The organism is Leptolyngbya sp. CCNP1308, assembly GCF_034932455.1.
Lineage (GTDB): Bacteria > Cyanobacteriota > Cyanobacteriia > Phormidesmidales > Phormidesmidaceae > Nodosilinea.
In genome coordinates, this window is record NZ_JAYGIH010000074.1 from 24,470 (window position 1) to 47,858 (window position 23,389).

The following is a 23,389-nucleotide window of genomic DNA, read 5'->3' on the forward strand; positions in this document are numbered from 1 at the left end:
GGAGCCTATGCAACCCACCCAAAGCCAATTTACTGAGAAAGCCTGGGATGCCATTGTGCGATCGCAGGATATTGCCAAGCAGTCGCAGCAGCAGCAGATCGAGAGCGACCACTTAATGCTGGCGCTGCTCGACCAGGATGGTCTGGCCAGCAGCATTTTTGCCAAGCTGGGCGTCAATGGGCAGGTGCTGCGCGATCGCACCGAAGCCTTTATCAACAGCCAGCCCAAGGTTTCTGGGTCAGGCTCGTCAGTGTACCTGGGCAAATCCCTCGATACTCTGCTCGACCGGGCCGACCGCTACAAAAAAGACTATGGTGACGAATACATTTCCATCGAGCACCTGATCTTGGCTTACCCTGGCGACACCCGCTTTGGGAAGGCGCTGTTTCAAGAGCTAGGTCTGAGCGAAGCCAAGCTCAAGCAGGCAATTCAAGATATTCGAGGCACCCAAAAAGTGACCGATCAAAACCCCGAAGGCAAGTATCAATCCCTCGAAAAATATGGGCGCGACCTTACCGATGCCGCCCGCCGGGGCAAGCTCGACCCGGTGATTGGCCGCGACGATGAGATTCGCCGCACCATCCAGATTCTTTCGCGGCGCACCAAAAATAATCCGGTGCTGATCGGCGAGCCGGGGGTGGGTAAGACTGCGATTGCCGAGGGTCTGGCCCAGCGCATTGTCAACGGCGACGTGCCCCAATCGCTCAAAGACCGCCAGTTGATCGCCCTCGACATGGGCGCGCTGATTGCCGGGGCCAAATACCGCGGTGAGTTCGAAGAGCGCCTCAAAGCCGTGCTCAAAGAAGTCACCGACTCCGAAGGGCAGATCGTGCTCTTTATCGACGAAATTCACACTGTGGTTGGCGCGGGCGCGACCCAGGGGGCGATGGATGCGGGCAACCTGCTGAAGCCCATGCTGGCCCGCGGCGAGCTGCGCTGCATTGGCGCAACGACGCTAGACGAGTACCGCAAATACATCGAGAAAGACGCCGCTCTGGAGCGCCGTTTCCAGCAGGTCTATGTGGATCAGCCCAGTGTGGAAGACACGGTTTCCATTCTGCGCGGCCTCAAAGATCGCTACGAAACGCACCACGGGGTGAAAATTTCCGATAGCGCCCTGGTGGCGGCGGCGACGCTGTCTACCCGGTACATTTCGGATCGCTTCCTGCCCGACAAGGCCATCGATCTGGTGGATGAAGCCGCCGCTAAGCTCAAAATGGAGATCACCTCCAAGCCTGAGGAGCTGGATGAAGTCGATCGCAAGATTCTTCAGCTCGAAATGGAGCGCCTGTCGCTGAAAAAAGAAGTGGACGCCGCCTCCGTAGAGCGTCTGGAGCGCATCGAGCGCGAGCTGGCCGACCTCAAAGAGCAGCAAAGCGCCCTGAATGCCCAGTGGCAGTCTGAAAAAGACACCATCGACCACATCCAGTCGATCAAAGAAGACATCGATCGCGTCAACATCGAGATTCAGCAGGCCGAGCGCGACTACGACTTGAATCGGGCCGCCGAGCTGAAGTACGGCAAGCTCACCGAACTTCAGCGCCAGCTCGAAACCGCCGAAACTCAGCTTGCAGACACCCAGACCACTGGCAAAACCCTGCTGCGCGAAGAGGTGACTGAAGAAGATATCGCCGAAATCATCTCCAAGTGGACGGGCATTCCGGTCAGCAAGCTGGTGCAGTCGGAAATGCAGAAACTGCTGCTGCTCGAAGACGAACTGCACCAGCGAGTGATTGGCCAGGAGGAAGCAGTGACGGCGGTGGCCGATGCGATTCAGCGATCGCGCGCTGGCCTCGCTGACCCCAACCGTCCGATCGCCAGCTTTATCTTCCTCGGCCCCACCGGGGTGGGTAAAACCGAGCTGGCCAAGGCTCTGGCCGCCTACCTGTTCGACACCGAAGAGGCCCTGGTGCGCATCGACATGTCGGAATACATGGAGAAGCACGCCGTCTCGCGCCTGATCGGTGCGCCTCCGGGCTATGTGGGCTACGACGAGGGCGGCCAGCTCACCGAGGCGATTCGCCGTCGCCCCTTTGCGGTGATTCTCTTCGACGAGATCGAGAAGGCCCACCCCGATGTGTTTAACGTCATGCTGCAAATTCTGGACGATGGTCGCGTCACCGACGCCCAGGGCCGCACGGTGGACTTCAAAAACGCCATCATCATCATGACCAGCAACATCGGCTCCCAGTTCATTCTCGACGTGGCGGGCGACGACGCCCAGTACGACGAAATGAAATCGCGGGTGATGGATGCCCTGCGGGGCAACTTCCGCCCCGAGTTTCTCAACCGGGTGGATGAAATGATCATCTTCCACGGGCTGCTCAAGTCGCAGCTGCGGGAAATTGTCAAACTGCAAGTGGCCCGCCTCGAAGCGCGCCTGGCCGACCGCAAGATGGCGGTCAAACTCAGCGAATCGGCCCTCGACTTTTTGGCCGAGGTTGGCTACGACCCGGTCTATGGGGCGCGTCCGCTGAAGCGAGCGATCCAGCGCGAGCTGGAAACCCAGATTGCCAAATCCATTTTGCGGGGTGAGTTTGGCGAGGGCGACACCATTGTGGTGGATGTTGAAAACGAGCGTTTAGCCTTCAAACGGCTTAACGCCGACCTGCTGACGGTATAAACCGCTTAATTCCTAGGGAAAGCGGCACTTCCCTTTCCCTGGGATATGAACCTTTGAAACAAGCTAGGGCATTTTAAACGGCTACGGTTGCAGGGCTCTGGGGGGTTTGGCAATATAGCTGCATGGGCATTTTTACTGGCAGCGTTAGTATGGAAGCACGGATATTTTTCCGTAGGTTTGCGGAATCTATTTGGGCAAGCTGTTGCTAATGGGCGTGCTGGTCAATGTAGCCGTTATCCGTTCACCCCTGATTTCATTTTTTGATTTTGTGGTTTCGGCAGTGAGTGACCAATCAGGAGCATCTTAGTGGCGAGCCGGGAGTTCTCCGGAGTACGCCGATTCGTTCAATATCAAGTGGGGTTCCCTATGAAAATCGATCACGGCGTTCCAAGACAGGCCTACATGAATGTAATGGAACTGCTCGTTTCTGAAGAGGTAGAAAAGCAGGTCAAAACCATGCAGCCCCGCATGCTGAAGTATCTCAAGCGGGTAGAAGTCGAGACCTACGCCCTCAACCGTTTGCCTTCGCTCTACGCCTCTAGCGAGAAGGGGTGGCAGCACCAATACGAAAAGGCCAAGCGAGAACTCCACAACCAAATTAAGAGCGCGGTGCGCCAGGCCTTTGCCGCTGTGCAGGTCGATCCGATTCGGGCGTCTGAGCCGCTGCGCAGCCAGCAAGACGACGCGGCCAGCGTGGCCCTCAGTGCCCTGCGCGATCTGCTTAAGCAGCCCGACCTCAATTGGGATGGAGCTATCAACCGCCTGCGATCCCTGCTTGGCCGTCGCGGCGACCAACCGCCCACGGCTCCGGCCCAAGAGGCATCACACCGCACTCGCTACCGCGGCGAGGCCCCTGATATGACCAATGCCGAGCAAGCTGATCCCGATCACGGTCACTACTGGCGACCGGGCACCTACGGCTCTGAGGTCTCGTGGAAGAAAAACCACAATCCTAGCTCAGCCCCGTCAAGCTCTAATTTTGACTGGAACGACAACCGCTATTCTAAGTAGCGGTGGCCTGAAACAGGCGATTGGTGAACTGGACGTTTCAGATGATTTCTGGCTATCCCCGTAGGATCGGCAAAGCTAGCGTGCCCATCAAATGAAATGTCTAAGGATGGGCAAAGGGCCTCGCCCTTGCTCATCCTACGTACAGGAGTAAATCTAGCCTGGAAATTGTTGCATCTCCCGGTGCCTCATTCCGCTGATGTTTTGAGGTGCTGCCCGCCTACACAAAACCTGTCTGGGCCAGCAGCAGCGGTGAGATGCCTAGGGAGCTGACGCCCTTGCGTAGGCTGTTGGCGATGTCTGGGTCAGTGGCTTCGTAGAGGGCGATCGCCCGCTGAAACGCCCGCAGCGCCTCGGGCAGCTGCCCCAGCTTAAACAGGGCTACCCCCAAGTTTTGGTGCGCTTCAGCGTAGCTGGGGTTGAGGGCGATCGCCTGACGGTAGGCGGCGATCGCCTCATCCAGATAACCTCTAGCGCGGTGGGCGGTGCCCAGGTTGTAGTGGGCGATCGCCAGAGTTGGGTCAGCCTCGATCGCCTGCTGAAAGAGGGCGATCGCGCCCTCCAGATCGCCCCGGGCCTTTTTGAGGCTGCCGTAGTTGATCCAAGCGCCCAGCTTGAGCATGGGGGGCACGGCCCCGGCCAGGGCAGCTTCGTAGTCGAGGGCGGCCTGGGCGGGGTGGTCAACTTGAGCCAGGGCGCGGTGGTAGTGCAGCTCGTAGCAGGTCAGCTCGTCTAAGGTATCGGCCTGTTCGAGGGCGCGATCGAGCAGTGGCAGAGCCTTTTCAGCCTGATCCGACTCGACGTACAGGGCCGCAAGTTTGTTCAGCAGATAGGCATCATTCGGGTGCTCTGCCAGGTAGCCTTCCATGGCGGTGCGGGCGCGATCGAACTTGCCGCGCTTTACAACGACAGCGGGGTCGTAGCCGGTGTGGTGTAAGGCGACTTCGCCCAGGGTAATCACTTGCCAGCGAGCATTCTGGGCCTGTAGCGCCGCCACGCTGTCGTCCACGGTTTCGTGGTAGGGGCGGTTGAAGGTGATCTCGGGCAGGCGGCGAAAGCAGCGGGTAATCAGCGTGTAGGGAGCCTGGGGAGCACCCAACTCTAGGCGCAACAGGTTCACGGCCAGCACGTCCTCGGCGGCGACATCCCCCAGGGGTTTTCCTGCGTCGAGCTGTTGCAGCACCTGGGCCGTCTCCGGCAGCAGCACCTCGTCGGCGTCGAGCACCAGTACCCAGTCGCCTGTGGCGTGGCGCAGGGATTCGTTGCGGGCGGCGGCGAAATCGTTTTCCCAGTCGAAGCTGTGGACTTTGGCCCCGTAGGATTGGGCGATCGCTACAGTGTCATCCACCGACCCCGTATCGACTACCACGATTTCGTCCACCACACCCTGCACCGACTCAAGCGTGCGAGCCAGGGTAACGGCCTCGTCCTTCACAATCATGCAGAGGCTAATCATCAGCCTTCTCCTAGGGTCTGCTGTGCCCGCGCGATCGCCTGGCGCACCTGCTCAAAGCCGGTGCCGCCGTAGCTATTGCGGGCCGAGACCACCTGCTGGGGCGCGATCGCCGCATAGATGTCGTCCTCAAAGGCAGGGTGAATGGCCTGCCATTCTTCTAAAGTCAGCTCTCGCAGCAGCTTGCCCGCCGCCAGGGAAGTCTTCACCACCTTGCCCACCAGATTGTAGGCCTCGCGGAAGGGTACCCCTTTGGTGGCCAGGTAGTCAGCCACATCGGTGGCGTTGGAATAGTCTTCGTTCACCGCCTGGCGCAGGCGCGGCACCCGGAAGTTGACCCCTTCAGAAAGCAGAATGGTCATGGCTTCCACGCAGCCGCGCACGGTGTTGACCGTGTCGAAGATCGCCTCTTTGTCCTCTTGCAGGTCTTTGTTATAGGCTAAAGGCAGGCCCTTCATCATCACCAGCAGGCCTTGCAGGTGGCCAAACACGCGCCCGGTTTTGCCCCGCACCAGCTCGGGCACATCGGGGTTTTTCTTCTGGGGCATAATGCTGGAGCCGGTGGAACAGCTGTCGTTGAGGGTGACAAAGCTAAACTCCTCCGACGCCCAGAGAATCATCTCTTCGGACAGGCGCGACAGGTGCACCATGATCAGGCTGGCGGCGCAGGCAAACTCGATCGCAAAGTCGCGATCGCTCACCCCGTCCAAACTGTTGCCGTAGACCTTCTCAAACCCCAGCAGCTCGGCAGCATACTGGCGATCGATGGGGAACGTCGTTCCCGCCAGGGCACCGCAGCCCAGGGGCGAAATATTTACCCGCTTTTGCAGGTCGTGGAGGCGCTCCCAGTCGCGCTGGGCCATGTCGAAGTAGGCCAGCAGGTGGTGGGCCAAACTCAACGGCTGAGCTCGCTGAAGGTGGGTATAGCCGGGAATCAGGGTTTCCACATGCTCTTCGGCGAGGCTCAGCAGGGTCTGCTGATACTGACGCAGCAAGGTCTGGATGGCTTCGATTTGGGCGCGCAGGTAGAGGCGCAGGTCGGTGCCCACCTGGTCGTTGCGGCTGCGGGCGGTGTGCAGCTTTTTGCCCACATCACCAATCAGCTCCGTCAGCCGCCGCTCTACGGCAAAGTGTACATCCTCCGCTTCAACCCCAGGATTGAACTCGCCCCGGCGGTACTCCTGGCGAATGGTTTCGAGCCCGGTGACGATCACCTCGCCCTCCTCGGGGCTAATGATCTCTGTTTTGACCAACATTTTGGCGTGGGCCTCAGAGCCGGTGAGGTCGTACTCAATCAGCTGAATGTCGAAGCCGATGCTGGCGTTGAAGAGCGCGATCGCAGGATGCAGCGCTGTTTCAAAGCGCTGACTCCAGGTTTGGGGAGAGGACGTTTGCATTGTTGTGCAGTCTGGTTAAAAGGCGGTCAGGTTGCGGATGAAATATCCCAGCACAATACCGAAGAGCAGCGCCCACAACTGTCCTGACTCAACAAAATTGTTCCAGATTTCGACCATATCCCCCAAAATGTCTTGGTCAAACTGCTGGGCCAGCACTGGGGATAGCGCCTCGGTATCTACCGTAAATTCGGCCACTCCGGCCACGGCAGGTAGCTCAACTCCGGTAAAATAGCCGCTGAAACTGTCGCCGTCGCCCAGGGTAATGGGGCGCAGCAACTGGTCTAAAGAGGGCAAAGAAGCATCTTGCGAAAGAAAACCGTGGGTCTGGAGCATGACATCCATAGCGGGGTGACGACCTGAGCATGGTTAACACCCAACAGACTATCACCATACCGCTGCGACCGAGCCTCTGGAACCCAAAAACCGTCAGTGCTCTAGCGGTTTTGGCGGCCCTGGGGTTAGCGGCCTACCAGGCGGGCCTGGGGCGACCTGGGGTAGACCTAATAAATCTGGGCGGGTGGCCCCAGCTGCGCGAGTTTTTGGTCGCCAGCCTGCGCCCCGATCTTAGCCCCGAGTTTGTCGCTCTCATGGGCCGCGCCGCCCTAGTCACCCTGGCCTATGCGGTGCTGGGTACGGCCCTGAGTGTGGGGCTAGGGATAGTAGGTGGGCTGCTTTCCTCAGCGGTGTGGTGGCAGACGGTTTTGCCTGGCAATGCCTCGGGCCTGCGCCGCAGTCTCTGGCTGGGGGTGCGGGGGCTGCTGGCCTTTCCCCGCGCCATCCACGAGTTGATCTGGGGGCTGGTGCTGCTGCAAGTGCTGGGGCTAAACCCGCTGGTGGGGGTGCTGGCGATCGCGATTCCCTTTGGGGCGATCGTCGCCAAAGTCTTCTCAGAAATTTTAGATGAGACACCCCCCGAACCGCTCCACGCCCTGCTCAACGCCGGTACGCCGCCCCTCGCCGCCTTTGTCTACGGGCTGCTGCCCCAGGCGCTGCCCAATCTGCTCTCCTACACCTTTTACCGCTTTGAATGTTCCCTCAGAGCCTCTGCCGTTTTAGGAATTATCGGGGCCGGGGGCCTGGGTTACGAGATTTTTCTCAGTCTGCAATCCCTGCGCTACGAGCAGTTGTGGACGGGGTTCTACGCGCTGATTGTGCTCAACGGCGCAGTGGATGCCTGGAGCGCGGTGGTGCGCCGCCGCATGGGCTTTACCAGCCGCCTCGACATCAACCGCAAACCAGGCGATACCTCGTCTCGCCCCGCTATCAAAGCGCCTAGCCAAGATTGGTTTCTGCGGCTGTCATGGATGGGAGCCGCCCTGGCTATCCCCCTGAGCTGGTGGTGGCTGCGGCTAGATGTAGGAGCACTGTGGTCGGCCCGTACCCAGCGCCTCTTGGGGGAACTGCTGGGCACCGGTTGGCCACCCCTGCCGAGTTGGTCTGAGCTGGTGAATTTAGCCCGGCTCTCCTGGCTAACGGTGGCAATGTCAATGGTGGCGATCGCCCTAGCTGGTCTCGGCGGCATACTCTTCTCACTGCCCGCCGCCCAAAACTTTCTGCTGCCGGGCGGCCTGCTGCGTCCCATTGGTCAGCGGGAAGGTTCCGCCTGGGTGGCCTACACTCTACTGGGCCTGAGCCGGATGGTGCTGCTAGTCAGCCGCGCCATCCCCGCCCCCATCTGGGCGCTGGTGCTGCTCTATATGCTGTTTCCCGGCGTGCTGCCAGGGGCGCTGGCCCTCGCCCTGCACAACTTCGGCATCCTGGGTCGCCTCATGGCCGAGGTAAATGAAAACCTGGACGACCGCCCCGTCCGCGCCCTCAGCACCCTGGGGGCCAGCCCCAGCGCCGTCGTGGCCTACGGCATCTTGCCCCAGAACCTGGGCCGCTTTCTGGCCTACATTCTCTACCGCTGGGAAGTCTGCCTGCGCGAAACCGTGATCGTCGGCCTGGTGGGGGCCGGAGGGCTAGGTCGCCTGCTCACCGAGCAGATCAGCAGCTTCGACTACAGCGGCGTGACGATCACCCTAGGCGTTTTCGTGGTGCTGACCTTTGGGGTAGACGCGGTGAGTCAGCGGCTGCGGGGAGTTTTGAGGGAGTAGGGAGTAGGGAGTAGGGAGTAGGGAGTAGGGAGTAGGGAGTAGGGAGTAGGGAGTAGGGAGTAGGGAGTAGGGAGTAGGGAGTAGGGAGTAGGGAGTAGTGGAGTGGGGAAGGGGGAGTTCAAAATTCAAAATTTTGAATTTATCCATTTCCCTACCCACCTATCTACTCCCCCCGCCAATCCGGACACTCCCCACCCCCTTGCCACCCCTGGGGATGGATCGCGCACACCAGCGTACAGCGCTTGGCGCGACTGGTGCCGTAGGCGATGCCGTGGTAGTTGGCGCAGCCCTGGCAGGGTTGGGGACGAGTCGGCGGCAGGGATTGGAAGCCGACCTGCGATCGCAAAATCTGCTGCTTGCTCTGCTTGCGGTGCCACTGTTCGTAGGCCCGGCGGCGGCATAAATCGTTGGCCCGGTGAAAGAGCTCGTCGGTCACGCTCATGACCTATTCTCCCTGTAGGGGGTGGATGGCGCAGGTTGGCACCAGCAACGACTGAGGTTAAAGCTAAAGGAGTGGGCCAGCCGCTAACCCAGACAGCGCCAGCGTCGGCCCTTAGGTCTAGACTACCCAACCACGCCCGACGATGCCGAAAAAATTAAAGGCCGCAATGTCAAACTCCTGCCCTTGCCCCTTAATCTAAGGCTATCCGCAGGCTTTTGGGGCCGCCTGGCAACCTGCTATGCAGTGACCGCATGGGTTTGAGCTAGAGTTGCATGTTGCAGAACTGTTACATTCGAGAGTGTGGTAACGGATAAAATTACATCATTTGTTAATGGCACCGCCCAAAGATTAAAGCGAGAATAAGCGAGAGCTGCTAGCCAAATCCTAAAAAGTATCAGTAAACTGGGATACGGAATCTAAAGATTCTTGTCTGGCTTACTTGACTTTTGCCTTCGCAGCTCCTCGTTGTTACTGGGTTTAGCTATGCTTCAGTCTCTTCACTACTCAATTGACATCATCCGTGACGAAGCTCGACAGCTGGTTCAAAAGGGTGTAGTCAGCCGTCAGCAGCCGATTTATACCCTTTGCCGCCACATCCCCGCCCGTGAGTGGGTGCTGGTGGAGACCGAGCTAGAGTCTTCGGGATTTTTGTTGCGCGATCGCGTCGGCGACCTCATGGGCCGCGAAGATTGGGAAAATGACTAGTCATAGTTGAGGTCATCGCCCAATCAGGGCCAACTATTCATACAAACAGATTTATCCAAACAAACTGAGCTGAGCCGAGGAGTTGTCTTCTTCGGCTTTTTGTTGTTCGGCCACATCCCACAGCAGCTCGGGCAGGGTGACTCCGACTTGCTGAAGTTGGTGGTACACCTCCCGGGCCACCGCTGGCGACTTGGCCTCCTGAGGGCAGTGGGCAAAAAAGTACACGTCGGTACCGGCCTCAAGCCACTGGTGTAGTCGGGGCACCCATTCGTCGAAATAGGGCCGGTTGTAGGCCAAGTCGGGATGGCTGATGTAGCGAATGATCGTAAAGGGGGCGGTCACTTCAGGCTGAAGCGGCACCCTGGGTTTCTTGCGTTCGGAGCCAATTTGCGGGTCATCGTCGGGGGTGTTGATGCAGTCGTAGATGGGGCGCGTATCCAGCAGAACGCGGCCTACGCCCAGGCTGGTGAGCATCTGGTTTAGGCGCGTGGCGTGGGGTTCGGCAAACCATTCCAGGTGGCGCACTTCTACCGCGATCGCATGAGTTTGCCGAGGCCACCGGGCGAGAAATTCCCTCAAATCGCTAATCTGCTCGGGGCTGTAGGTGGGCGGCAGCTGAATGAACAGCGGCCCCAGTCGGTCTCCCAAGGGCATTAGGGTTTGCAGAAAGCGGTGAGATTCTTCGATGAAGGGCACCAGCTTGCCCTGGTGGGAGAAGGCTCGGGGCAGTTTGGGGCAAAAGCGAAAGCCGGGGGGCATGGTGGCGGCCCAGCGATCGATGGTTTTGGCGTCGGGCATGGAGTAGAAGGTGGTGTTGCCCTCGACGGCGGTCATGCGATCGCCGTACAGCCGCAAAAAATCCCCCGCCTTGCTGCCTTTGGGGTAAAAATCCCCCACCCATTCCTTAAACGCCCACACCGCACACCCAGTAAAGTAAGCCCCCGCCATGCATCCCTAGCCCCGCCCAACAACAATCCCCTTCACCCTAAACGTTTATTAAGCCTCGGGGAAGTCACCCTAAAACGCGTTTACCTGAAAGGGATGCCCTATCTAACCATCCTATGAATTTTGAATCTCTTCTGGAGGCCCTGAATCCAGATGCTATGCGGGTTGAGCCTCGCACCAAAGCCAACCTCGCCACCTTTGACCCCGACTTTACCGGCGACTTTGAAAAACAGAACGCCAAAAAGCTGCTGAAGAAAACCGTCAAGCAGATGGCTCGCCATCAGGACGTGCTCTACGCCCAAAATACCTACGCCCTGCTGGTGATCTTTCAGGCGATGGATGCGGCGGGCAAAGACAGCACCATCAAACACGTGATGTCGGGCGTCAACCCCCAGGGTTGCCATGTGGTGAGTTTTAAGCAGCCTTCCAGCGAAGAACTCGACCACGACTACCTGTGGCGAGCCAGCAAAGCCCTGCCTGAGCGGGGCAAAATTGGCGTCTTCAACCGCTCCTACTACGAAGAAGTGCTGATCGCGCGGGTGCATCCTGCCATCCTTGACCGGCAACAACTGCCCGCCAGCGCCAGGGGCGAACACATCTGGAAGCAGCGGTTTGAAGACATCAATAACTTTGAAAAGTACCTGACCCACAACGGCATTGTGGTGATGAAGTTCTTTCTCAATGTGTCAAAGGAAGAGCAGAAAGAACGATTTTTGAGCCGCATCGATCGGCCCGAGAAAAACTGGAAATTTTCCGTCGCCGACGCCAAAGAGCGCGGCCACTGGAACGACTACCGCCTCGCCTACGAAGCCGCCCTCACCCACACCAGCACCGACTGGGCACCCTGGCACGTGATTCCAGCCGACCACAAGTGGTTTACTCGCCTGGCAGTAGCCAGTCTGATCGAACAAAAGCTGGCATCCCTAGACCTGACCTACCCCGTACTGGAGGACAACCATTTAGAGCGGCTACAGGAGGCGCGGGTGATGTTGGAAAGCGAAGAGTAGAAGGATAAGGGTAAGGGGATGTAGACGTGAAGCGGCTTTCTGAAGGCTGGGATAGATGAATTCAAAATTGAAAGTTCAAAATTTTGAACTTTCAATTTTGCACTTTGAGCTTTGAACTTCCCCTTCCTCACCACCTCATTTTCCTCATCTCCTCACCATTCCCTTTCCCTCCAGCCAGGCTGCCACTCGAAACAACTTCACCTCCTGATACGGTGCGGCGATCAGCTGAATGCCTACGGGAAGATTGCCGGGACGATGGATGGGGATGGAGAGCACGGGCAACCCTATAAACGAGAGGGGCTGGGTGTAGAAACCTAGGTGGGGGCGCAGGGGATAGGTTTCGCCATCGATTTCTAGCGTTGTCTGGTCGAGGGGTGGGGCGACGCAGGGGGTCGTGGGGGCAATCAGCACGTCGTAGTGCTGGAAGATTTCGCGGACGCGATCGCGGTACCACCGCCGCAGCCTTTGCGCCTGCACGTACCAGGCGGAGGGAATCATCGCCCCGGCCAAAAAGCGATCGCGCGTTGCTGGGTCAAACTCCATCGGGCTCTGCCGCAGGCGATCGAGATGGAGCTGACTGCCCTCGCAGGCGGTGATGATGTAGGCCGCCGCCCTGGCTCGGTGGGTTTCAGGAAACTCCACCACCTCAGAAACACTCAATGCCTGAAGCACCTCAGCCAGAACGTCTCGCACCAGTGGTTCCATGCCGCGTTCAAAATGGCCGCCGAGTTGAGCAATCCGCAGCCCTTCAATTCCTTGGGCAAGAGAAGGTGCCACAAGTTCTGGGGGACGTTGGGTACAGGCGGGGTCAATTAGGTCTGGCCCCTGCATGATGTCGTAGATTGTGGCGAGGTCGGGGAGCGATCGCGCCAGCGGCCCCACGTGGTCTAAACTGCTCGAAAATAAAAACGCCCCCGCCCGCGACAGCCGCCCGTAGGTGGGCTTCAGCCCGTACACGCCGCACAGCGAAGCGGGCACCCGAATCGAACCATTGGTGTCGGAACCTAGGGTGAAGGGAACTAGGCCCGCTGCGATCGCCGCCGCCGATCCACCAGAAGACCCGCCCGACATCCGGGTGGGGTCGTGGGGGTTGGGGGTGGTGCCGTAGTGGGCGTTGATGGTGACAAAGCCGTAGGCGTACTCATCCATATTCAGCGCGCCAACCAGCACGGCCCCGGCCTGTTGCAGGTGAGTGACGACCGTGGCATCTTGCGCCGCTGGGGGATTGCCCTGGTTGAGCTTGGCCCCAGCAACGGTCGTGATGCCCTCAACGTCGAACAGGTTCTTGACCGCAAAGGGAACCCCGGCCAGGGGGCCGGGGTCTTCGCCAAGGGAGATCGCGCTGTCGATGGTTTGGGCATGCGATCGCGCCCGTTCCGCCGTCACCGCTGTAAAACAGTTGAGCGCTGGATTGCGATCGGCAATGTCCGCCAGGGTTGCCTCCAGCACAGTCACAGCAGATAGGCTCCCGGCTTTGATGGCCGCAGCCAGGGCCAGGGCGTCGGGCAATTGGGTCATGGCTCAAAGGTGGCGGCGCTTTCTACGGTGTCGGGTAGCGGGAAGGTGAGCACGGGCTGGGCGATCGCAAAAATATGCTCCACATTCGCCACCACCCCCGCCTTAATCTCATCGGGGATAGGGAGATCCAGAGCTGCTGACATGGCCTCTACATAGGCAGTGTAATCCACAGCCCCAGGCGTTTCTCTATTCATATTGCTGTGCCCAGCAGTAAGGTACATTCCCAGAATCTCATCTCCCCTGGCCATCTGCATCACTGGGGATTACAGTTCCAAGAACTATGGCCGCCACGCTCGGAAGCTGACCCAGTCTGGCTGGCACATTTATGTATTCGCCTAGCCCCTTTGCCTATTGCTTTTCGGCCCCAGCCCCGCCCAATATATTCGAGCTAAACAGCCCCTCCGCCTCCTGCTGAATCGCGGTGTACTGGTCGATCACCGGCTGCACTGCCGCCTCTTCGCGTTCCACATAATCGTAAAACTGGGTAAAAATGCGCTCTACTTCTTCGTAGATAATCCCTAGCTTTTCGTTGAGGCGGGTGGCAATTTCTTCTTGAAAGCGGTCTTTCTCGCTGTCGAGGGCGTGCTCAAACTTGGCGATAATGCGGCTGCGCTGCCAGAGCATGCCGATCGCCAGCACGATCACCCCTACCCCGGCAAAGGCAATGCCGATCGCGCTCAAGATCGCCTCGGCTACCGCAAACTCAATAATGTGCAGAATGGTGCCCGCCACTGCCATCACCGCCCCGCCGACAATTTCGTTGGCCATATCACCCGCCTGAGTGACCAGCACATCGCCAAAGCCCTGGTCGGCCATCAGGTTGTTAACCTTGGCCCGCACGCTGTCGATCACCTCCTGGCGGCGCTCTAGCACCTTGAGTGAAATGTGGCTGCTCTCCACCCGGTGGGTCTTCACGCTCTCCAGATCTTGGTTGAGCCCGTCGAAGAGCTGGCGAATGCCGTCGACAAAGTGCTGCGCCCCCTCCTGGGAGACTTCTTCGAGCGATGTGCGCAGGTCGCGAGCGCACCGCTCCTGAAAGTCGTCAATCCAGGCCTTCATGGAGGCGTCTTGGTTAAAAATACCAACGAACGATCGCCGCACCACCATGGGCACCGTCAGGCTCTCGCGAAAGTCGCGCTTAATGCGGGCCGAAATCACCTCGTAGCGGGCGGCCAGGCGATCGGCCAGGGTGTTGACCTCGTAGCGCGATCGCGCCCTCCCGGCATCAATTTTGCCGCGAATGCTTTGGGCGGTGGCGCGATCGATCGCTAGCTGACGGTTTAGCCCCTCCACATCGCCATTGAGCAGGTCGATAATCTGCTGGGTGGTCTGGCTGACGGAGCGCAGCTTAATTTTGTAGCTCTCCCCCGACGACACCATCGCCTGAATGTACTGCCGCACCGGCTCAAAGCCGCTGTTGGCCGTATCGCCCTCCTGCTCCAGCGCCGCCGAAGTGGGAAAGATGATCGGCGCTTTGATCTGCTTTTGGTAGGCGTATTCTTTCACCCGCTCGATGTTGGTTTGCAGGTCGGCGGGGCGCAGCAGGTCGGCCTGCTGAAGAATAAACACCACCTTTTTGCGCCACTCAGCGCTGACAAAATCGAGAAAATCCCAGGCGCTCTTTTGATAGGGGTTTTTGGCAAACAGCACAAAAAACGTCAGGTCGCTGTTGGGTATGTAGCGCTCGGTGATGATCTGGTGCTCGGCCACCATCGTGTTGGTGCCCGGCGTATCCACAATCGAGATGTCTTGCAGAATGGGGATCGGTCGCCCGATCTTGCGCAGGCTTGGCTCTACCTGCTCGACAAACTCTTGCTCGGCGTAGACAATCTGCTGAATTGAGTCGGTACAGGGCTCAATATCAGTGGCGCACACCTCGGCGTCGAGCAGAGAGTTGACAAAGCTGCTTTTGCCCGCCTTGACCTCGCCCACGACCACAAACAAAAATGGCTCGTTGATGTTGCGACGCAGGTTGTGGGTGGTGCGCTGCAAGTTGGGGTTGTTGATGGCGGTGGCCAGGGCCTGCACGCGCTCTAGCAAGCGATCGAGGTCGTCGCGGTAGGCGTGGAGCTTTTTGTCAATAATTTGGCTGGCCACGGCGGTCTCCTTGAATACCTATGAGGCCGCAACTGGGGCTAGCCTGCCCTTAAAGTATCGCACGGCCAGATTTTTGGGCTGTCTTCCATTTGGGTAGTGTCTGCCCTCGGGGGCATCGGATGAAGCCCCAGCTTTGGATAGACGTTACGCCACGCTAGGTTTTATAGGGGTAGTTGACGAACTCTAATATTCTTCTCGTTAACAGAAATCAAGGCTCCAGAGAGTAAGTCTTCTGAGCACAGATTTAAGACTTCTGACAGCCTGGTTTGAACTACACTGCGGCTAGCGTTGCCTAAACGAAAGATAACAACACTGGGCAGTTTGGCTTGGCTAATGGCTAGGAGGTAGCCAAAATCGAGATCAATTGTTAGTACGATTCGATTTTCAGTTCTGGCTTTGTCGATAATGCCTTCGTCTGAGAGGCGGTTTAGCCCTTCATCGACTAGATGAACTGAGTCATAGCCCTGTTGTCGCAGCCATTCAACGGTACGGGGTGAGATGCCCATGTCGGCTAGAAATCGCATTAAGCACCCGCAGCCCAGTAGATGCGATCGGAGGCCAGCCAGGCAGCGTACTGAAGCGATTGCTGAATATCTTCAGGCTCTAGGTAGGGGTAGTCTTCCATGATTGCTTCTGGTGTCTGACCATTAGCAACCAGGTTTAAAATTAGTGAGACGGGCACTCGCATGCCGCGAATGCAGGCTTGCCCTGCCATAATTTTAGGGTCGAAGGTGATGCGATCAAAGCCAAACATGACAAGATTCTCCTGCTTCAATAGGGTTGAAAAATTGGCGGGGCTGGTGGTGGGCGCAGTTTTTCTAAAGTTGGTAAAGTTTTTTAGGGCTCAAACGCTTGACCCCTAGGGCTGCGCCCAAAGCACCCCCATGAAACGGATTTCTTGCTCTGGCATCGAGCCACTGACCACGATGCCAGAGTGCAGCCCACACCCCAGCAACAATGGCAACGCCCAGAGCCGTTTGTAGCCAGATAGGAAAGCGGCCTATCGGAGAAAATTGGCTGAGGTAGTCGTAGAGTGCCCAAGTGCTAAGAACAGAGACAATAGGCAACCAACAAAACCAGGGAAACGCTAGTACAGTCAAAAACTTTGGATACCCTTTGTCAGAGTTAGACTTGAGTTGAGACCAGGTGCCAATACCAGCACCAGAGATAGCGCTGACGATAGCGACAAAGAAAGCGCCAGCGAAAGCGAAAGCACCAGAGACAGTGACAAAGACAGTGACAAAGGCAGTGACAAAGGCAGCGAAAATGAAAGCTCCAGCGCCAGAGACAGCGCCAGCGCCAGCGAAAGCGCCAGCGAAAGCGAAAGTGACAGCGACAGCAATAGCGACAAAGCCAACGACAGTGACAGTGACAAAGCCAGCGACAGCAATAGAGACAAAGCCAGCGAAAGTGACAGCGACAGCGACAGCGCCAACGACAGCTTTGCTTGTCAGAGCTTCATAAATAGACTCAATACCAGGCCAAATGATGTGCTTACTGAGTCCTTGAGTGACTTGACGGACAAATGTAGTCCCCCCCCAAAAACCGAATTCAGAAAATAAAGTGGGTTCTAGGGAGACTTCTATTCCTTGCCAAAGCGCTAGCCAAAAAACCAGAATAATTGTAGTTGTAAAGCCAAACGAGCCCACATTTAGTGCGTCTTCAGGATGGGTATACGCCTTAACCCCCAAATTGGCTACAGCAATGATTGATAGCATAGTAGCGATGAGTAATGTGCCTCGGTAATGCCAGCTGGTCCTTAGGTCATAGTCAACTACTTCAAACAGGCTGCGCCAGTGGTTACGGGTGGGTGGGTTTTGACCTATGAGGCGGCTTAATAAATCAAGTTGCAGTTTTGGATTTAGCCTACTTAGTAGTGATTCCCACTGTTCAGTAATCGGGTTTAGCCTACTTACGAGTAATTCCCACTGTCCATCAGCATGGTGCAATGTGTTCAGTAATTGGCGAACTATTGTGCTGCATTGAATCGCGAGTTCAGGTGTTTGACCTGGTTGCTCTAGAAGTGCCGTGGCCTCTAAAGGAAATGCATCTGGTAGTTGGCTTGGCTTTAATACAATGGTACAAAGAGGTACTATCAATCGAGGATCTAGCGTGGGATCAATGTTTGGTATGGTTTTAGATAGGTTTTGTTGAGAGAGCTGAAGGGCATAGGCAATTCTTCCGGCAATAATAGGTAAGGCTGAGGTGGCTGGTTCACCAAAAGGTTGCCAAATCCAGCTCAGCGTTTCAGATTGTCTCTGCTGGGATGTTAGAAGATAGTCTCTCAGTGTTTCCTCTATATCAGGCTGCGTCAGCAACCCACTTAGATACCAAGCTGCCCGACCTTTCACTACATCATGCTCACTCCAAAGCAAAGGCACCAGAGCAGTAGCGGCATCCGGTGTTGCAATAGCGTAGAGATCATCTAGCGCTTTCAAGACACCCTTTTGAGCTAGTTTCGAAAGCCCTGGTACTGCCAGGTCGCCCATGCGCACAATAGGTTGGCTATCTTGATCCCAATGAATCAGTACTGTCGCTGCCTTAGGCAAATTGGTTCTCGATAGGGCTTCTGCGGCAAAGGCTCGACGACCATCTGAGGCTTGTGGGTTAAGCAAAGTGTCTTCTAAGAAGACAAATACCGCCTTTCCGCGTGAGCGGTCGTTGGCGGCAACGGCCCCAAAGGCGCGAGACAGGGTGTCATCAGCCTGGGGTTGGTCTAGCTCTTTCTGAAAGTGATCAATAATTTGGCTGGCTAGGGCCTGGTCTACTTGGCGGGCCTCGGCTAGGCACTCTAAGCTGGTAATGGGGTCTTGGCGATACACCGCCGCTACTAGAGAAGAACTGTCGTTGGCCAAGCTGCACCAAAGCTTAACTACCTCCCGCCAGGCCGTTGGGTCAGATACAAAGCGGCTGACCAACTCAGGTTCTCGATCGTTTAGGGCAGCAGCAGCAAAATATTCTTGAATCGTCAGGTGGGGAAATAGATAGCGCTCTCCCCCATCAATTTTCATAAATAAGCCGCTGCGCTCGGCAATCTCATCCAAAATGTCTTTGGCTTTTTCTTCGGGAATGTCTAGGCTGGGTAAGACTTGTCTGACTTGCTCACGGACGATCTCTGCTTTTAGACTGCGACGGTCTTGCAGTTCGGCACTGTGGTCCTGGGTGTAAAGGGCTAGATGTTGCAGCACCCGTCGTTTTTCATTGGGTTCGTAGCGGTTGTGCTTGTAATCATCATCGCCTTTATATTCCCGCTGCTCTAGCAGAATGCCGGTAGATTTGTCGTAAAACTCCGCCCGAGAGCGGGGCAGCACAAAAGCCGGTTCGGTATATAAATAGGCAATGAGCGTTAGCAACAGGGGGTTGCGAGCTAACTTTAAAATTAGAGGCCGTTCTCGTAGAGCCGCCATCATTTGGTTAATAGACTTTCTCGCCTGCTCCATTTCTGGCTCCCAGGCTTTGAGAAAGCGCCGCATTTGCTGGTCGGTAAATTCCACCACCTCTAGCTTATGGTCAACAATGTCTGAAAACTCGTCTTCATAGACTTGTGTACGGCAGGTAATCACTGCCTGGCACTGACCAAACTTTCTTAACAAATCGCGAATCACACCCACCACATGGGGCCGCACACCGCTGTTTACCTCGTCTAGGCCATCTAGCAACAGCATCAATGTGCCAGAGTCCAGCCCTTGGCGTACGAGGTTTTGCGCATTGGGGAGCTGGTTACGATCAAAGGTGTCTACCAGAGCTTGTATGAGCTTAGTTTCGTTGAGGCTGGCATCGCTGAGGCGATACAACTCTAGCAAAACCACTGTGGGGCGCTCGGCCAAGGTATCTAACTCACCCAAGCCGTAGGCCCAGGCCAAATATTTCAGTAGCACCGACTTGCCTGAACCCGGTTCGCCAATCACCATTAAGCGACGGTGGTTTGCTATGGCCTTTAAGGCATCTGTAGACTCATGCTTGGTGTCTATGCCGTCTAAATCAGGCTGTTTACCCTGCCTAATATCCGAAACCTTAAGCGGTACATAGACCTCGCTCATGTTCAGCGGGTCTCGGTTTTTGAGAAAGGGCATGGGCAAGTGCTGATAGTTCTGCACCAGAGCGGCCCGATATTTCCGTAAGGCTACATTCCGAAATAAGCGCGTACCGGACAGCCGCTGGTAAACCCAATTACCGATAGCCTGATAGCGCGCCTCCAGCCACTTCTTAAGAACTGTTACATAGGCTGCAATACCAAGGGCAAGAAATCCAAAAAACCAACCCGCGTTAGGGAAAAACTGTTCCCAAGGGCTAGGCTTTATAGCAGCTTTCTGTTCGGCATATTCTTCTTCATAGAGCTGAATCAACGCGCTGTAGCTTATCTCGGCGGCCTCGGCGGCCTCAGAATAGCTTCTTTCAATATCGCTATGACTCAGTGGCTCTTCTCGAATGTCTAGGTGGCGCTTCACATCATTACGAATTTGGGCTTCTAGCGCTTCCCGAGGGGGCAAGGGCGAAGATTGGGAATAACCGGGAAGATAAGAACCGTAGATGACCGATAACGTCAGGGTGAGCGCGAACAGTCCGGCCAATCCCTGGTAGCTGAAGGTTTTGCGGCAGTGGCTCATGGTCGGCAATACTCCCGTCGGGGCGAGTTAAGTCCCTGTTGCCCTAATTATGGCAGTGGTCAGCATCAAGCGCCCTTTCTCTATTGTGGTTCTCCCGATCGCACAAACTCCCGCACAGCAATCTCGCAATCAGAAAACGCTAGGGGTGCGATCGCACCTTTGGCTTAACCGCAATCTCTACCCCTCTTCCGCATTTTCAGCAAACCGCACCTCCTCATAGAGCAATTCGATCGGGGCTTGCCAATCCACACTGGCGAGGCTCAGGGTTTCTGTCTCTATGTAGGTTTGCAAATCCCAATGGCGAGACGAGATACGACGATAGCGATCAACACTAATTTGGTCAGCACTGATCAAAACATATTCTTGCAGGGTGGGTATTGGGCGATAGTGCGTAAACTTGTCGCCCCGGTCATAGTCGGCAGTGCTTGGCGACAGCACCTCCACAATTAAACTGGGGTAGCGAATGAGTTTAATCGCATTGCGAATGTCCTCTGGACAGGCTGCGCCAACGCGCTCATCACAGCTCACCATTACATCAGGGTAATGGTAAGGCCCGTTTTGAGAGACCTCCACCTTGACATCGGCCATCACCACCAGACAGCCCTTGCCTCGCAGATGGGCTTTGAGTGCAGAGGCTAAATTCAGCGCAATTTGATTGTGGGGAATCGTCCCCCCCGTCATGGCAAAGACTTCCCCGTTCACATAGGCGTATTTAACGTCCTGGGTAGATTCCCATTCCAGGTACTCCTCGGGAGCCATTGGAGTGACATTGAGCTTTGCGATCATAGGTTTTGCCAATCCCTTGTACGCTGAGCCTCTTGTATTGACTCTGGTAGGGTCATTAGGCGTCGTCTCTAAGAGAGCCTGCCCCTAGGATACCTAATGCCTATAGAGAAGATCCCTGGGTTCTGCAAGAACCCAGGGATCTGATTTGCCGCTAATTCAACTGTCGATATCGCAGCAGGTAGCTAAACACCTCACCCTGCTCTGGGGTGATCAAAATCCCAGAGGCGGGGATGGTAAACAGGCGGCTCCACTCCAGGCGCTCGGCGTAGTTCAGTAGATGTAGGTGATTAATGGCCCCCTGCACCCCCTCGGTTGAGCCAATCACCAAATGGCGCAATCGCTCGCGCCCCGGCTGGGCGACCGGATTCGTCAACAACAGCGGACTCGTCGCCTCCCGGTTCTGGGCCGACGACACCAAATATGGCAAACACAACATAATCGGGTTCCTTCCGAATGTAACGACGGGTAAGAAACCCAAAAACTTGGCCGCCCCAGACATGTTGCAGTTCAGGACGGCCAGGTAAAATCACCTTAGCCTCCGAGACAGCTAGACCCTGTCGACGGGGTTAGCCGCTGGTTGGTGTTGACGCACCTTCCAGTGGCGTTAGACCAAATTTTTGGGATGTTCAGACTGCACTCACACAGCCTTAGCTCAGTAATCTAATCCAATCGCGCACCGGACGCAAGTAAGAATTGTTACCGTTGCTCAAAACGGTATTTGCAGATCTGTGCGGTGTCATAGCTGCCATGCGCCAGGTAGGTGCGCTGTGGCTCTAGAAGAGGGGATACGTAAGTGGGTGATGGGGGGATGAGGTGTCAGAATGAATCTTGATGAGATTAAAGACAAAATTCGAGCTGACAAGTATCTCTACACATCCCATGCTGATATGAGCGCAAAGCCGACGACCTAACCCTGATGCAGGTTGAAGAAGCTCTGCTGAGTGGCGACATTTTAGAGCAGTATCTCGATACAGGTCGTGGCGAAAGTTGCCTTATTTTGGGCTATTCCGGCACTCTACCCATCCATATTGTTTGCGGCTGGCGAGGCGAGCGAATTGCCATTATCACCGTCTATATCCCTGGGCCACCCAAGTTCATCAATCCACAGATGAGGGCTTAACCAATGCAAGATATTAGATGTAATACCTGCGGCAGCACCGAGTACGAAGAACGCCGCATCACTTATCTGTATAGCCACCAGGGGCAGTATTTGATTGTCCCCAACACCCCTGTAGAAATTTGTAGCGATTGCGGCACGGTCTATTACAGAGCTGAAGCGCTCAAAGACATTGAGAAGCAGTTTTTTGCCATTCGCAACCACACCGAGACCCCTGACGAATATCTTCAGGTTCCTGTTAAATCGATGTGAACATCGCCTTGGTCGCCGCAAGCTAGCTTTAACAGCAGTGACCAGGACAGATCTTAGTCGTCGTCTTCAAACACGCCTTTAAAGAACTCGATAGTATCTTTGAGTGCAGCAATAAAGCTGTCGATCTCGTCCCTAGTGTTGTAGAAATACAGACTAGCCCGCGCGGTGGAGTCAACGCCCAAAATGCGGTGCAGCGGCTGGGTACAGTGGTGTCCCGAGCGAATCGCAATGCCCGACTGATCGAGCAGAGTCGAGAGATCTTGTGCGTGCACCCCCTCAACGGTGAAGGTTGCCAGAGCCGCCCGTCCGCTGCCGTCGGCCTGGGGAAGCGGGCCGTAGAGGGTGACTTCGGGAATGGTCTGCATCTGCTGGTAGAGGTAGGCCGTCAGCTCGTGTTCATAGGCAGCGATGTTGTCCATGCCCAGGGCCGAGAGGTAGTCTACCGCTGCCCCCAGGGCGATCGCTTCTGCGATCGCCGGAGTGCCCGCCTCAAACTTGTGGGGCAGCTCTGCATAGGTGGAGTGATCGAGAAACACATCGGCGATCATTTCGCCGCCGCCCATAAACGGGGGCATGGCCTCCAGCACATCCAGCTTGCCGTAGAGAAACCCGATGCCAGTGGGAGCACACATCTTATGGCCCGAGGCAACAAACCAGTCGCAGCCCAGGGCGGGCAAGTTGAGCGGCAGGTGAGGCGCACTTTGGCAGCCGTCGATCAGCACTTTGGCCCCGTGGCGGTGGGCGATCGCAATAATTTCCTCCACCGGGTTGATGCAGCCCAGGGTGTTAGAAACATGGTTGACCGCCACCAGGCGAGTCTTGTCGCTGACCAGCGCACGGTATTGGTCGAGGTCAAAGGATTGATCGGCGGTGAGCCCCACAAATTTGAGCACCGCCCCGGTTCGTTGGGCCACGAACTGCCAGGGCACCAGATTACTGTGGTGCTCCATCACCGAGAGAATGATTTCATCCCCGGCTTTGAGCGTACTCATGCCCCAAGCGTAGGCCACCAGGTTAATGGCTTCGCTGGCGTTGCGGGTAAAGACAATCTCGTCGCGGCTGGTGGCCTTCACAAAGGCGGCAACCTTATCCCTCGCACCCTCGTAGGACTCGGTGGCCCGAGCGCTGAGGTTGTGCACCCCCCGATGCACGTTGGCGTTGTCGTACTGATAGTAGTGCTGAAGCGCATCCAGCACCGCCTTAGGCTTCTGCGAAGTAGCAGCGTTGTCGATATACACCAGCGGATGCCCATTCACCTCCTGATGCAGAATCGGGAAGTCGGCACGAACCTTGGCGGCGAGGGTGAGTTCCTGGGCGACGGTCATAGGGGTGAGGG

The 23,389-nt window shown here is 56.6% G+C and carries 20 protein-coding genes and 1 pseudogene; 7 read left to right on the top strand and 14 right to left on the bottom strand.

Annotated features, from left to right (window positions below; all coding sequences use genetic code 11):
* The first annotated feature begins 7 nt into the window (after nt 1–7).
* Nucleotides 8–2,623, top strand: a complete 2,616-nt coding sequence (gene clpB / locus VB780_RS18650) for an ATP-dependent chaperone ClpB (protein WP_323352680.1) — start codon at nt 8–10, stop codon at nt 2,621–2,623.
* A gap of 366 nt (nt 2,624–2,989) precedes the next feature.
* A complete protein-coding gene (locus VB780_RS18655) occupies nt 2,990–3,634 on the top strand; it encodes a late competence development ComFB family protein (RefSeq protein ID WP_323352681.1) in 645 nt (214 codons plus the stop codon).
* A 217-nt stretch (nt 3,635–3,851) separates the two neighbouring features.
* Here VB780_RS18655 and VB780_RS18660 read toward each other — a convergent pair whose 3' ends face one another.
* Genes VB780_RS18660 through VB780_RS18670 form a run of 3 tightly spaced genes read right to left on the bottom strand, consistent with a single transcriptional unit; the run spans nt 3,852 to nt 6,823 of the window.
* On the bottom strand, nt 3,852–5,087 hold the full coding sequence (locus VB780_RS18660; RefSeq protein WP_323352682.1) for a tetratricopeptide repeat protein: 1,236 nt from the start codon (nt 5,085–5,087) through the stop codon (nt 3,852–3,854).
* A complete protein-coding gene (argH, locus tag VB780_RS18665) occupies nt 5,087–6,481 on the bottom strand; it encodes an argininosuccinate lyase (protein WP_323352683.1) in 1,395 nt (464 codons plus the stop codon). Before argH ends, VB780_RS18660 begins: the two co-directional genes overlap by 1 nt.
* Nucleotides 6,482–6,496: 15 nt before the next feature.
* On the bottom strand, nt 6,497–6,823 hold the full coding sequence (locus VB780_RS18670; protein WP_323352684.1) for a hypothetical protein: 327 nt from the start codon (nt 6,821–6,823) through the stop codon (nt 6,497–6,499).
* A 20-nt stretch (nt 6,824–6,843) separates the two neighbouring features.
* On the opposite strand from VB780_RS18670, the gene VB780_RS18675 reads away from it, so the two are divergent.
* The gene (locus tag VB780_RS18675; RefSeq protein WP_323352685.1) at nt 6,844–8,577 is read left to right on the top strand and encodes a PhnE/PtxC family ABC transporter permease; all 1,734 of its coding nucleotides are present in this window, start codon (nt 6,844–6,846) and stop codon (nt 8,575–8,577) included.
* A gap of 163 nt (nt 8,578–8,740) precedes the next feature.
* Here VB780_RS18675 and VB780_RS18680 read toward each other — a convergent pair whose 3' ends face one another.
* Entirely contained in the window at nt 8,741–9,019 is a 279-nt protein-coding gene (locus tag VB780_RS18680; RefSeq protein ID WP_323352686.1) for a hypothetical protein, read from the bottom strand.
* A gap of 483 nt (nt 9,020–9,502) precedes the next feature.
* On the opposite strand from VB780_RS18680, the gene VB780_RS18685 reads away from it, so the two are divergent.
* On the top strand, nt 9,503–9,724 hold the full coding sequence (locus tag VB780_RS18685; RefSeq protein WP_323352687.1) for a DUF4327 family protein: 222 nt from the start codon (nt 9,503–9,505) through the stop codon (nt 9,722–9,724).
* A gap of 51 nt (nt 9,725–9,775) precedes the next feature.
* Here the strand turns inward: VB780_RS18685 and VB780_RS18690 are convergent, their stop codons facing one another.
* Nucleotides 9,776–10,672 carry a DUF72 domain-containing protein gene (locus VB780_RS18690; protein ID WP_323352688.1) on the bottom strand — a complete coding sequence of 299 codons (897 nt, stop codon included), beginning with the start codon at nt 10,670–10,672 and terminating at the stop codon, nt 9,776–9,778.
* Nucleotides 10,673–10,785: 113 nt separating this feature from the next.
* Here VB780_RS18690 and VB780_RS18695 point away from each other — a divergent pair, with 113 nt between their 5' ends.
* On the top strand, nt 10,786–11,676 hold the full coding sequence (locus tag VB780_RS18695; protein WP_323352689.1) for a polyphosphate kinase 2 family protein: 891 nt from the start codon (nt 10,786–10,788) through the stop codon (nt 11,674–11,676).
* Between the two features lie 144 nt (nt 11,677–11,820).
* On the opposite strand, the gene VB780_RS18700 is transcribed toward VB780_RS18695, so the two are convergent.
* The 8 genes from VB780_RS18700 to VB780_RS18735 form a co-directional block, all read right to left on the bottom strand.
* The gene (locus VB780_RS18700) at nt 11,821–13,194 is read right to left on the bottom strand and encodes an AtzE family amidohydrolase (RefSeq protein ID WP_323352690.1); all 1,374 of its coding nucleotides are present in this window, start codon (nt 13,192–13,194) and stop codon (nt 11,821–11,823) included.
* Nucleotides 13,191–13,388 carry a DUF4089 domain-containing protein gene (locus tag VB780_RS18705; RefSeq protein WP_323352691.1) on the bottom strand — a complete coding sequence of 66 codons (198 nt, stop codon included), beginning with the start codon at nt 13,386–13,388 and terminating at the stop codon, nt 13,191–13,193. The genes VB780_RS18700 and VB780_RS18705 overlap by 4 nt, the downstream gene beginning before the upstream one ends.
* A 154-nt stretch (nt 13,389–13,542) precedes the next feature.
* Nucleotides 13,543–15,291, bottom strand: a complete 1,749-nt coding sequence (locus VB780_RS18710; RefSeq protein ID WP_323352692.1) for a dynamin family protein — start codon at nt 15,289–15,291, stop codon at nt 13,543–13,545.
* Between the two features lie 161 nt (nt 15,292–15,452).
* Nucleotides 15,453–15,815, bottom strand: a complete 363-nt coding sequence (locus VB780_RS18715; protein ID WP_323352693.1) for a DUF5615 family PIN-like protein — start codon at nt 15,813–15,815, stop codon at nt 15,453–15,455.
* Nucleotides 15,815–16,045, bottom strand: a complete 231-nt coding sequence (locus VB780_RS18720) for a DUF433 domain-containing protein (protein WP_323352694.1) — start codon at nt 16,043–16,045, stop codon at nt 15,815–15,817. Before VB780_RS18720 ends, VB780_RS18715 begins: the two co-directional genes overlap by 1 nt.
* Nucleotides 16,046–16,109: 64 nt before the next feature.
* On the bottom strand, nt 16,110–19,898 hold the full coding sequence (locus VB780_RS18725) for an NACHT domain-containing protein (protein WP_323352695.1): 3,789 nt from the start codon (nt 19,896–19,898) through the stop codon (nt 16,110–16,112).
* 177 nt (nt 19,899–20,075) lie between these two features.
* Nucleotides 20,076–20,684, bottom strand: coding sequence for a Uma2 family endonuclease (locus VB780_RS18730; protein WP_323352696.1), 609 nt, complete (start codon nt 20,682–20,684; stop codon nt 20,076–20,078).
* 151 nt (nt 20,685–20,835) lie between these two features.
* The gene (locus tag VB780_RS18735; RefSeq protein ID WP_323352697.1) at nt 20,836–21,120 is read right to left on the bottom strand and encodes a hypothetical protein; all 285 of its coding nucleotides are present in this window, start codon (nt 21,118–21,120) and stop codon (nt 20,836–20,838) included.
* 474 nt (nt 21,121–21,594) lie between these two features.
* On the opposite strand from VB780_RS18735, the pseudogene VB780_RS18740 reads away from it, so the two are divergent.
* Nucleotides 21,595–21,804 (top strand): annotated as a pseudogene (locus tag VB780_RS18740) (DUF4258 domain-containing protein); the annotation flags it as partial.
* 3 nt (nt 21,805–21,807) lie between these two features.
* Nucleotides 21,808–22,053, top strand: a complete 246-nt coding sequence (locus tag VB780_RS18745) for a type II toxin-antitoxin system MqsA family antitoxin (protein WP_323352698.1) — start codon at nt 21,808–21,810, stop codon at nt 22,051–22,053.
* Nucleotides 22,054–22,106: 53 nt separating this feature from the next.
* Here VB780_RS18745 and VB780_RS18750 read toward each other — a convergent pair whose 3' ends face one another.
* Complete coding sequence (locus VB780_RS18750) at nt 22,107–23,378, bottom strand: SufS family cysteine desulfurase (RefSeq protein WP_323352699.1); 1,272 nt, start codon at nt 23,376–23,378, stop codon at nt 22,107–22,109.
* Nucleotides 23,379–23,389: the final 11 nt, after the last annotated feature.